This is a genomic window from Streptomyces kebangsaanensis (genome assembly GCF_001906585.1).
In the GTDB taxonomy this organism is placed as follows: domain Bacteria; phylum Actinomycetota; class Actinomycetes; order Streptomycetales; family Streptomycetaceae; genus Streptomyces; species Streptomyces kebangsaanensis.
This window is the reverse complement of record NZ_JUJA01000154.1, coordinates 64,646-73,842: the sequence shown is the minus strand read 5'-3', so window position 1 is coordinate 73,842 and position 9,197 is coordinate 64,646. Positions and strand designations below refer to the sequence as shown.

Here is a 9,197-nt window from a genome sequence, read left to right as displayed (position 1 = left end):
AGCCGGTGAGCGCGTCGGTACGGGAGGGGGACGAGGTGACGGCGGGCGCGGTCATCGGCACGGTGGAGGCCACGACGGGGTCGCACTGCGGGGGGACGTGCGTGCACTGGGGCCTGCTGCGGGTCAAGACCTACCTGAACCCCCTGCTGCTGCTCCCGCCGTGGCTGCTGAACGGCCCGACGAGACTGCTGCCGGTACTGGGAGTGCCGTTGCCTTCCCCCTAGCGCTGTGACCGGAAGGGCTTGCCGGAAAGCTCGCTGGCTTTGTTCACAAGTAGCGGCAGCAGTTGTTCATCTCGTAGGGAGGCAGCCAGCAGCGGCCGGAGTCGATGTTCGTGAGAACGGGAGGCAGCCCCGTGGCCGCAGCATCGTGGAGTGACAACCGACTGCGTCGGTCCCACCGTCGAGGGCTGGGCTTGCTGAATCGGCAAACGAACTCGTCTTCTGGACGGGGTCTTCCGCAGGATCGGCGTTGAGCCGGCGGAACGGCGGAAGGTGGCCGTCCCGGGGGCACTGAAGACCGACAGCCCTGGAGGAGACGCATGTCGCAGCACGCAGCGGAGATCACACACCGGTTGGTGTCCTCGCCGGGAGGCCGGATCCACCTCGCGGAGCAGGGAACCGGGCCGCTGGTGCTGCTCGTCCACGGCTTCCCGGAGTCCTGGTACTCCTGGCGCCACCAGCTGCCGGTACTCGCGGCGGCGGGATACCGCGCGGTCGCCATCGACGTCCGCGGCTACGGCCGCTCCTCCAAGCCGACCGCAACGGACGCGTACCGGATGCTCGACCTGGTGGAGGACAACGTCTCGGTCGTGCACGCCCTGGGCGAGGAGTCGGTGGTGGTCATCGGCCACGACTGGGGCGCGACCATCGCCGCAAACTCCGCCCTGCTCAGGCCGGAGGTCTTCCGCGCGGTGGGACTGCTGAGCGTTCCCTACACCCCGCGCGGCGGGCCCCGCCCCAGCAACGTCTTCGCCCAGATGGACGGGGACGAGGAGTTCTACGTCTCGTACTTCCAGCAGCCGGGCCGCGCCGAGGCCGAGATCGAACCCGATGTACGCGGCTGGCTCGCGGGCTTCTACGCGGCCCTGTCCGCCGACACCATGCCCCAACCCGGCGCTCCCGATCCGCACTTCGTCAGCAGGAACGGGACGCTGCGCGACCGGTTCCCCGCCGGCCGGCTGCCCGCCTGGCTCAGCGAGAGCGACCTCGACGTCTACGCCGGGGAGTTCGAACGCACCGGCCTGACCGGAGCGCTCAACCGCTACCGGAACATGGACCGCGACTGGGAGGACCTCGCCGCCTTCGACGGCGCCCCCATCACCCAGCCGTCGGTGTTCATCGGCGGCAACCTGGACGCTTCCACGACCTGGCTGGCCGACGCGATCAACGCGTACCCGGTCACGCTGCCGGGCCTGATCTCCTCCCACCTCCTCGACGGCTGCGGCCACTGGATCCAGCAAGAACGTCCCGCCGAGGTCAACCGGCTCCTGACCGACTGGCTCGCCGCCCTGCCCGCCTGACGCATTCACGCAGCGCCGCCCAGTGCTGTCGAAACACGTGAACATCCGCGCCATGCGAAAAGGCGCCACTGCTGCCCAAACCGCTGTCGAGACGCTGCTCATTCTCATGAACAGAGCCAGCTCGCGGCGTCCGGTGCTGGGGGCACCTCCCACGCCCTTCGGGCAGTGGGGGAGCATCGCAAGGCGGAGCATCGCCCGTGTACGGGATGTGCTCGGGTGAGGCGACGACGCGGCGTGGGGGTACCCCGGCCGAAGGCTGGGCGAGGTGCCGTGCCGGGCGTCGCGAGCCGGTGAACCTTTCCGGTCGCAGCACTGGCCGCGGGCAGTCGTGCCCCTGACTGTGGCTGGGCGGGGACGGGCGCGCTCGCCCGCGCTTGCGGGGTGCCTCCCCCCGAGCTCTTCGAGCAGGGGGCACCCCCGTGCCCATCCGTGCCGCCCTGGGGGAGGCACGACCGCCCGCAGCCAGGGTGCCTCAGCCGCGCACCCCGCGCAGAGCCATCCCCACCGCGGCCTCCGCGATCAGCTCAGGGTCTTCCGCGGCGCCCAGCTCGATCCTCCGCACAGCCGCGTCCACGACCCCCTGCACCAGCATCGCCGCGAGGCGGGGCTGCTCGTGCCCCAGTTCCCCGAGCGCTTCGACGACCATGGCGACGAGCCCTCCGTGGGCGGCCCGGATCTTCTCCCGCGCGCCCGCGTCCAGCTCGCTCGCGGAGATCGCCACGACGGCCCGGTGCCGCCGGTCCCCCACCAGCTCCAGCTGCTTGCGGACGTACGCCTCGACCTGGGCCTCCGGTCCGCCGGCGGCCGCCATGGCCGCCGAGACCTCCGCGGCCCACACCGGGAAGTCGACCTCGCACAGCTCCTCGACCACGGCGGCCCGTGACCGGAAATACTCGTACACCGACGACCGCGCGAGCCCCGTCCGCTCGGCCAGGGCCGGGAAGGTCAGCGCCTCCGTCCCGCTCTCGGACAGCAGGGTCCGTGCCGCGTCCAACAGGGCGGCTCGCTGCATCGACCGGTGCTCGGCCACGGAGGCCGCTCGAATCCTTGGCACGTCAACCACTGTACGGACGCGCCACCCGCAGCGGGAGGCACTCCACCCGGGTCAGCGCCCGAAGCTCGCCAGCTTGGCGCGCAGCTGCAGCACCGACTTGGTGTGGATCTGACTGACCCGGCTCTCGGTCACCCCGAGCACGTTGCCGATCTCGGCCAGTGTGAGGCCTTCGTAGTAGTACAGCGTGACGACGGTCTTCTCCCGGTCGGGCAGCGTGTTGATCGCCCGGGCCAGGAACCGGCGCAGCTCCCGGTCCTCGGCCACCTCCACCGGGTTGTCGGCGGCGGTGTCCTCCAGGGTGTCCATGAGGCTCAGCCGGTCCCCGCCCTCGCCGCCCACGTGCAGCAGCTCCTCCAGCGCCACCACGTTGGCCAGCGACAACTGGCTGAAGACGGCGTGCAGCTCGTCCACCGGGATGCCCATCTCGGCGGCCACCTCACCCTCGGTCGGGGTGCGCCGCAGCCGGGCCTCCAGGGTCGCGTAGGCCCGCTCGACGTTGCGCGCCTTCTGCCGCACCGACCGGGGGATCCAGTCCAGCGCCCGCAGCTCGTCGATCATCGCGCCCCGGATCCGGGTGATCGCGTAGGTCTCGAACTTGATCTCCCGGTCGATGTCGAACTTCTCGATCGCGTCGATGAGCCCGAAGACCCCGGAGGAGACGAAGTCGGCCTGCTCCACGTTGGGCGGCAGACCGACGCTCACCCGGCCGGCGACGTACTTGACGAGCGGCGAGTAGTGCAGGATCAGCTGCTCCCGCAGCCGGTCGTCCCCCGTCGCCTTGTACGACCGCCACAGCTCGTCGAGCGTCGAGGGAGCGGGCGGCCGCACGCTGCCACCGTCACGGGCGGCTGGGGGGATCGCCGCCCGGTCGGGTCCGGAGGTGTGCTGGGGCATTCGTCGCCTTGTGCCGTTCTGCCGTGGAGTGCGGGCGTCTGGGTGAGCTGTCGGTCGGGGTCGTCTCTCTGGTCGGAACCACGTGAGCGTAGCGTGACTGGAGAGTCGCGGTGCGCGAACGGCGGGGCGCGGAGCGTGCGCGGATTCGTTCCGCTGTGCGCCCCGCCGGGTCGCGCACGTCACCCTGGGTGACCGGGAAAACGCCCAACTGCGGGAATCTCCGGAGCAGTCCGGGGTTACCCCGGACGGCCGAACACGCTCGGTCAGCATCCGTTCCGGCCAGCCCGGGCCGATACCACCGCCTGGCGTGTCAACTTCCATCCCTCGCCGAGTCGTTCGACGTAACCGAGCGATCGGAGTTCGTACAGCCTCGCGATCGCGTCGTCCGGGGTCGTCCGGGCGCCGCGGGCGATCTCGGCCGGTGTCGCCGCGCCGCGGGCGGGCAGCGCGGCCAGGACCTGCCGGGCGTCGGGTTCCAGCAGGTCGCGCGGGAGGACGGGGCCGCACCGGTCGGGGGCGAGTTCGCCGATGGCGCCGACCAGCTCGACGACCTCCGCGGCGTCGGTGACCAGCGTGGCCCCGCCGCGCAGGAGTTCGTGGACGCCGGCGGAGAGCGCGCTGGTGGCCGGGCCGGGCACCCCCATGGTGTGGCGGCCCAGCCGCTGCGCCGCCCGCGCGGTGACCAGCGACCCGCTGCGGTGGGCGGCCTCGACGACCACGGTGCCCCGGGTGAGCGCCGCGATGACCCGGTTGCGGACGATGAACCTGCTCGGCGTCGGGTGGTCACCGGGCGGCAGCTCTCCGACGACCAGGCCCTGCTGCGCGATCCTGGTGATCAGCTCGGTGTGTCCGCGCGGGTAGGGCCGGTCGACGCCGCAGGCCAGGACGGCGACGGTGGCACCGCCTGCGCCGAGCGCGCCGCGGTGGGCGGCGCCGTCGACCCCGTAGGCGCCGCCGGAGATCACCACCCAGCCCTGTTCGGCGAGGCCGGCGGCGAGGGTGGCGGCCATGTGGGCACCGTACTGGGTGCAGGCTCGGGCGCCGACCACGGCGACCGAGCGCAGCGCCCACATCCGCAGGCTGGGCCGGCCGCGCACCCACAGTCCCGTGGGGCGGGCGTCGCCGAGGTCGTCGAGCTGGGCGGGCCACTCGATGTCGCCGGGGCGCACGAACCGCGCTCCGGTCTCGTGGGCGAGGGCGAGGTCCCGTTCGGGGTCGGTCAGGGCCGCCCGCGCGCACAGTCCCGCCCACCGCTTGTCCGACACCCCGGCGAGCCGCGGTGCCCCGTCCCGCAGCCGCCGGGCCACCTCCTCCGCCCCGAGCTCCCGCAGCCACCGCCCGCCGACCCCGTCCCCGGGCTCGAGGACCCGGCTGAGGAAGACCCGGGCGAGCAGTTCGCGGTCGGGCCCGGCCGGGGGACTCATGCCGGTGCCCCGATGGCCATGGGCACGCCGCGCGGCACTCCGGTGCGCAGCTGCAGCGCCAGGGCGACGTCCGTGGCGTCGGGCCGGTCGTGGCCGACGAGGTCGGCCACCGTCCAGGCGACCCGCAGGACGCGGTCGAGGCCGCGGGCGGTGAGGACACCGCGCTCCAGGCTGCGTTCGGCCTCCTCCATCGCGCCGGCGGCCGCGTGCCAGCGGCTGCGCAGCTCGCGGCCGGGGACTTCGCTGTTGGTCCGCCACGGCGTTCCCGCGAGGCGCGCCGCCGCGCGTTCCCGGGCGGCCCGCACCCGGTCGGCGACCGTCGCCGTGGCCTCGCCGCGGGCGCCGCGCCGGGCGAGCTCGGAGCGGGTGACGGGATCGACCTCGACCCGCAGGTCGACCCGGTCGAGCAGCGGCCCGGACAGCCGGGCCTGGTAGCGGCGGATCGCCGAGGGCGGACACTCGCACAGGCTGTCCCGCTGCGAGAAGCGGCCGCAGGGGCACGGGTTGGCGGCGAGGACCATCAGGAACCTGGCCGGGAACCGCACGACTCCGGCGCTGCGGGCGATCACCACATGGCCCGCCTCCAGGGGCTGGCGCAGTGCGTCGAGGGCGTGGCTGCCGAACTCGGGGGTCTCGTCCAGAAAGAGCACGCCCCGGTGGGCGAGGGAGACGGCGCCGGGCCGTGCCATGCCGGGGCCGCCGCCGACGAGGGCCTGCAGGGTGGCCGAGTGGTGCGGGGCGCAGTAGGGGGCGAGGTCGATCAGCGGTTTGCCCGGCGGCAGGAGCCCGGCCACCGAGTGGATGGCCGTGACCTCCAGGGACTCCTGCCGGGCGAGTCGGGGCAGGACCGCGGGCAGCCGCTCGGCGAGCATGGTCTTGCCCGCGCCGGGCGGCCCTTCGAGGAACAGGTGGTGTCCGCCGGCCGCGGCGACCTCCACCGCCGTACGGGCGGAGGTCTGGCCGACGACGTCGGCGAGGTCGTGTTCCTGGTCGTGCTGGGCGGCGCCCACGCTGTGCATGCCGGCGGCCGCGCCCGTGCCGGGCACGCGCAGACCCGCGAGGAGGGGATCGGGGCGGCCGGGTTCGTCCGGGTGTTCCTCGGGCACCGGTTCGTCGGTCAGCACGGCGATCAGCTGCCGCAGGCTGCGGATGCCGAGCACGGAGACGCCGGGCACCAGCGCGGCCTCGGTGGCGGCGCACTCGGGCACGACCACCTGCTCGTATCCGGCGTCCGCGGCGGCCAGCACCGCCGGGAGGATGCCCCGGACGGGCCGGACCCGCCCGTCCAGGCCGAGTTCACCGATCATGACGAGGTCGGCGAGCACCCCGGGGTCGATCCGCTCGGCGGCGCCGAGCACCGCGCAGGCCACGGCCAGGTCGAAGCCGCTGCCGGCCTTGGGCACCGAGGCCGGGCTGAGGCCCACCGTGAGCTTCTTCTGCGGCCATTCGCCGCCGGAGTTGACCACCGCCGCCCGCACCCGGTCCCGGCTCTCGGTCAGGCTCTTGTCCGGGAGGCCCACCAGGGTGAACGCGGCGACGCCCGGTTCGAGGTCGGCCTGGACCTCGACGACCACGCCCTCGACGCCGACGAGGGCCACGGAGCACGTACGCGCGAATCCCATCAGGCCGCCCCCCGTACGTGCTCGACGACGGGCGCGCCGCGCCGGGGCAGCAGGACGCCGACCACGTCGATGCGGACGCCCCCGGGTGGCGCCCCTCCGTGGCACTGGATCCAGCGTTCGGCCAGGCCGCGCAGCCGCTGGGCCTTCTCCGGGGTGACCGCGGCCATCGGATGCTCGAAGAGGCCCTGCCTGCGGGTCTTCACCTCGCAGACGACCAGGACGTCGCCCTCCCGGGCCACGATGTCGATCTCGCCGGTCCTGCCGCAGCGCCAGTTGCGCTGCAGGACCGTCATGCCGGCCTGGGCCAGCCGGCGGGCGGCCAGGCCCTCTCCGTACCTGCCGAGTGCGTTGCGTGCCCGATGGGTGTTCATGTCGGCACCACCTCCGGCGCCAACGGTCACGCATCCGCCCCGACCGAGTGGATCTTGGTGGGTTACTCGCCGGTTGTGGACAACTCAGTCACCCGTACGAGCGATGCGGAGCGACGACGACCGGCCCTCTCACCCGCCGGGCAGCTCCAGGTCGGTCTTGTTCAGCTCCTCGATGTTCACGTCCTTGAACGTCAGGACACGTACCTGCTTCACGAACCGGGCCGGCCGGTACATGTCCCACACCCAGGCGTCAGCCATCGACACCTCGAAGAACACCTCGCCCTGGACCGAGTGGACCTGCATCTCGTAGTCATTGGTGAGGTAGAAGCGCCGCTCGGTCTCGATCACGTATTTGAACAGACCGACGACGTCGCGGTACTCCCGGTAGAGCTTGAGCTCCATCTCGGTCTCGTACTTTTCGAGGTCCTCGGCGCTCATGGCATGTTCCCCTTCAGCCGTGCGGTCCCACCATTGTGCGCCAGTCCCGTCCGCCGCTAGACAATCTCCGTGTCCAGCACCACGGGCCCGGCCGGGGGGCCTTCGTCGAGCAGCGTGCGCAGCAGCTCGGCGAGTCTGGTCGGATACACCGTCTCATGTGCCCGGATCAGTTCCTGGCACGTCCACCAGCGCGCTCCGGCGACACTGCGCCGTTCCAGCTCGGTCAGGGCCGTGGCCGCGATCGCCGTCCGGTCCGTACGGGCCAGGTAGTACCACTCGTCCTGGTCCCAGCGTCGGCCCGCGAACGGGAACGAGCACCTGCGGCGCCACAGCACCGGGCCGAGCTCGACCCCGGTGATGCCGGTCTCCTCCGCGAGTTCCCTCAGGGCCGCCTCCTCCCGCGTCTCGGTCCCCTCCAGGCCGCCGCCGGGCGTGAACCACCAGTCGTCGGCCGGGTCGCCCGGCTCGTGGCCGTGCAGCAGCAGGATGCGGTCCGCGGGGTCGAGCAGGACCACCCGCGCCACCTTGCGCGGCCCGCCCTCGAACGCGTCCGCGGCCTCAGCGGGCACCGGCCGGCTCCGTCCGGGCGCGGGCGCGTGAGCCGCCCAGCAGCTTGGCGACCGGATCGTAGGCGGCCCCGCCGAGGACGAGGACGGCACCGGAGACGATCATCAGGGCCATCGTGCGCAGCGGGCCCGGCTGGGACAGGATGCCGAGTGCCTCGAAGCCGGTGGGGCGCTCCAGCATGCCGTTCATCGGCCACACCACGGCGTCGACCCGGGCGCTCACGGCGTCGCGCGAGACGGTGCCCTCGGCCGCGTCCGTGAGGTGGGCGGTGGAGTCCAGGGAGCCCTGGCGCTCGTCGCCGAGCAGGAACAGCCGGCCCCGCCCCACCTCCACCTTGGGGAAACCGCCGGCCGCGGCGGCGCGGCCCCTCAGGTAGGGCTCGTCGATCTGCTTGCCGTTGACGGTCAGCTTGCCCTGCTTGCAGCAGGAGACCGTGTCGCCGCCGACGGCGACCACGCGCTTGACCACGGGCGCGTTCTGCACCCACGTCTTGTCATGGAAGACGACGACGTCACCGCGGCGCACCTCGCCGCCGTCCACCCGCTGGGCCAGCACCCGGGCACCCATGTCGATGGTCGGCGCCATCGAACTGGTGGGCACCGTGTACGGCCGGTAGGCCACCGCCGCCCACGCGAATCCGCCGAGGAACAGCACCAGGCCCAGCGCCACGACCAGCCCGGACAGTCGCTGTCCGACCTTGCCGCCCGCCGGGCCCCTGCCTGTGCCGCCGCCGCGCGGGGCCGTACGCGTCGTGCTCTCGCCACCCATGGACCCGCACCCTACCCGGCGGTACCGAGAGCGGGCAGCCCCTCCTTCCCGGCCACCGCCGGGGTCTTCACGAGGGTTTCACCACGGACCCGCCGCGGTCCCGCCGAGGACGGCGCCCCGGTGGCTCAGCGGCTCCCCGTGGCCGTCGTCGCGCTCCCCGCGCCGACCCGGACCTTCGCGGCCCGCCCACGCCGCCACAGCGCCACCGGCACGACCGCGGTCAGGGCCACGCCGTGGGGGGCCACCGTCAGGGCGCCCGCCGCCGAGGGCTGCGAACCGATGCCCGGCTGGTCGAAGGTGTCCGGAACCGGCAGGGTGCCCCAGCGGTTGATCGGCCAGGCCTTGACGATGGCACGGCCGACGACGTCCTCGACCGGGACCATGCCGTGGTTCCTGTCGTTCTGGTTGTAGCGCGAGTCCCGCGAGTTCTGCCGGTGGTCGCCCATGACCCAGATGAAGCCCTGGGGCACCTTCACCTTGAACTGGCCGCCCTCGGAGTCGACGGAGCACGGCGTGTTGCCCGGGTAGACGTACGGC

At 73.1% G+C, this 9,197-nt stretch carries 10 protein-coding genes and 1 pseudogene; 2 read left to right on the top strand and 9 right to left on the bottom strand.

Translation table 11 applies throughout. The annotated features are described in order from the left end of the window. Together RH94_RS44575 and RH94_RS25420 are read left to right on the top strand one after the other, a co-directional pair. Positions 1 to 224 (top strand): annotated as a pseudogene (locus tag RH94_RS44575) (M23 family metallopeptidase); the annotation flags it as partial. Between the two features lie 317 nt (positions 225 to 541). Beyond that, positions 542 to 1,522 (top strand): alpha/beta fold hydrolase, encoded by a 981-nt coding sequence (locus tag RH94_RS25420; RefSeq protein WP_073950276.1) that lies wholly within the window; start codon positions 542 to 544, stop codon positions 1,520 to 1,522. A 472-nt stretch (positions 1,523 to 1,994) separates the two neighbouring features. On the opposite strand, the gene RH94_RS25415 is transcribed toward RH94_RS25420, so the two are convergent. The 9 genes from RH94_RS25415 to RH94_RS44570 all read right to left on the bottom strand — a co-directional run. Further along, positions 1,995 to 2,552, bottom strand: a complete 558-nt coding sequence (locus RH94_RS25415; protein WP_073950274.1) for a TetR/AcrR family transcriptional regulator — start codon at positions 2,550 to 2,552, stop codon at positions 1,995 to 1,997. A gap of 75 nt (positions 2,553 to 2,627) precedes the next feature. After that, positions 2,628 to 3,470 (bottom strand): RNA polymerase sigma factor WhiG, encoded by an 843-nt coding sequence (gene whiG / locus RH94_RS25410; RefSeq protein WP_073950272.1) that lies wholly within the window; start codon positions 3,468 to 3,470, stop codon positions 2,628 to 2,630. Between the two features lie 263 nt (positions 3,471 to 3,733). Beyond that, the gene (dprA, locus tag RH94_RS25405; RefSeq protein ID WP_073950271.1) at positions 3,734 to 4,894 is read right to left on the bottom strand and encodes a DNA-processing protein DprA; all 1,161 of its coding nucleotides are present in this window, start codon (positions 4,892 to 4,894) and stop codon (positions 3,734 to 3,736) included. Continuing rightward, positions 4,891 to 6,516, bottom strand: coding sequence for a YifB family Mg chelatase-like AAA ATPase (locus RH94_RS25400; RefSeq protein ID WP_073950269.1), 1,626 nt, complete (start codon positions 6,514 to 6,516; stop codon positions 4,891 to 4,893). Before RH94_RS25400 ends, dprA begins: the two co-directional genes overlap by 4 nt. Further along, entirely contained in the window at positions 6,516 to 6,917 is a 402-nt protein-coding gene (locus tag RH94_RS25395; protein ID WP_073950267.1) for a YraN family protein, read from the bottom strand. Before RH94_RS25395 ends, RH94_RS25400 begins: the two co-directional genes overlap by 1 nt. 99 nt (positions 6,918 to 7,016) lie before the next feature. Beyond that, the gene (locus RH94_RS25390) at positions 7,017 to 7,325 is read right to left on the bottom strand and encodes a DUF2469 domain-containing protein (protein WP_008745401.1); all 309 of its coding nucleotides are present in this window, start codon (positions 7,323 to 7,325) and stop codon (positions 7,017 to 7,019) included. 56 nt (positions 7,326 to 7,381) lie between these two features. Beyond that, on the bottom strand, positions 7,382 to 7,894 hold the full coding sequence (locus tag RH94_RS25385) for an NUDIX hydrolase (protein WP_073950265.1): 513 nt from the start codon (positions 7,892 to 7,894) through the stop codon (positions 7,382 to 7,384). After that, positions 7,884 to 8,660 (bottom strand): signal peptidase I, encoded by a 777-nt coding sequence (gene lepB, locus RH94_RS25380; protein ID WP_073950263.1) that lies wholly within the window; start codon positions 8,658 to 8,660, stop codon positions 7,884 to 7,886. Before lepB ends, RH94_RS25385 begins: the two co-directional genes overlap by 11 nt. Before the next feature lie 125 nt (positions 8,661 to 8,785). After that, positions 8,786 to 9,197: S26 family signal peptidase (locus RH94_RS44570; RefSeq protein ID WP_234426042.1), on the bottom strand; the 412-nt coding region annotated here is incomplete at its 5' end.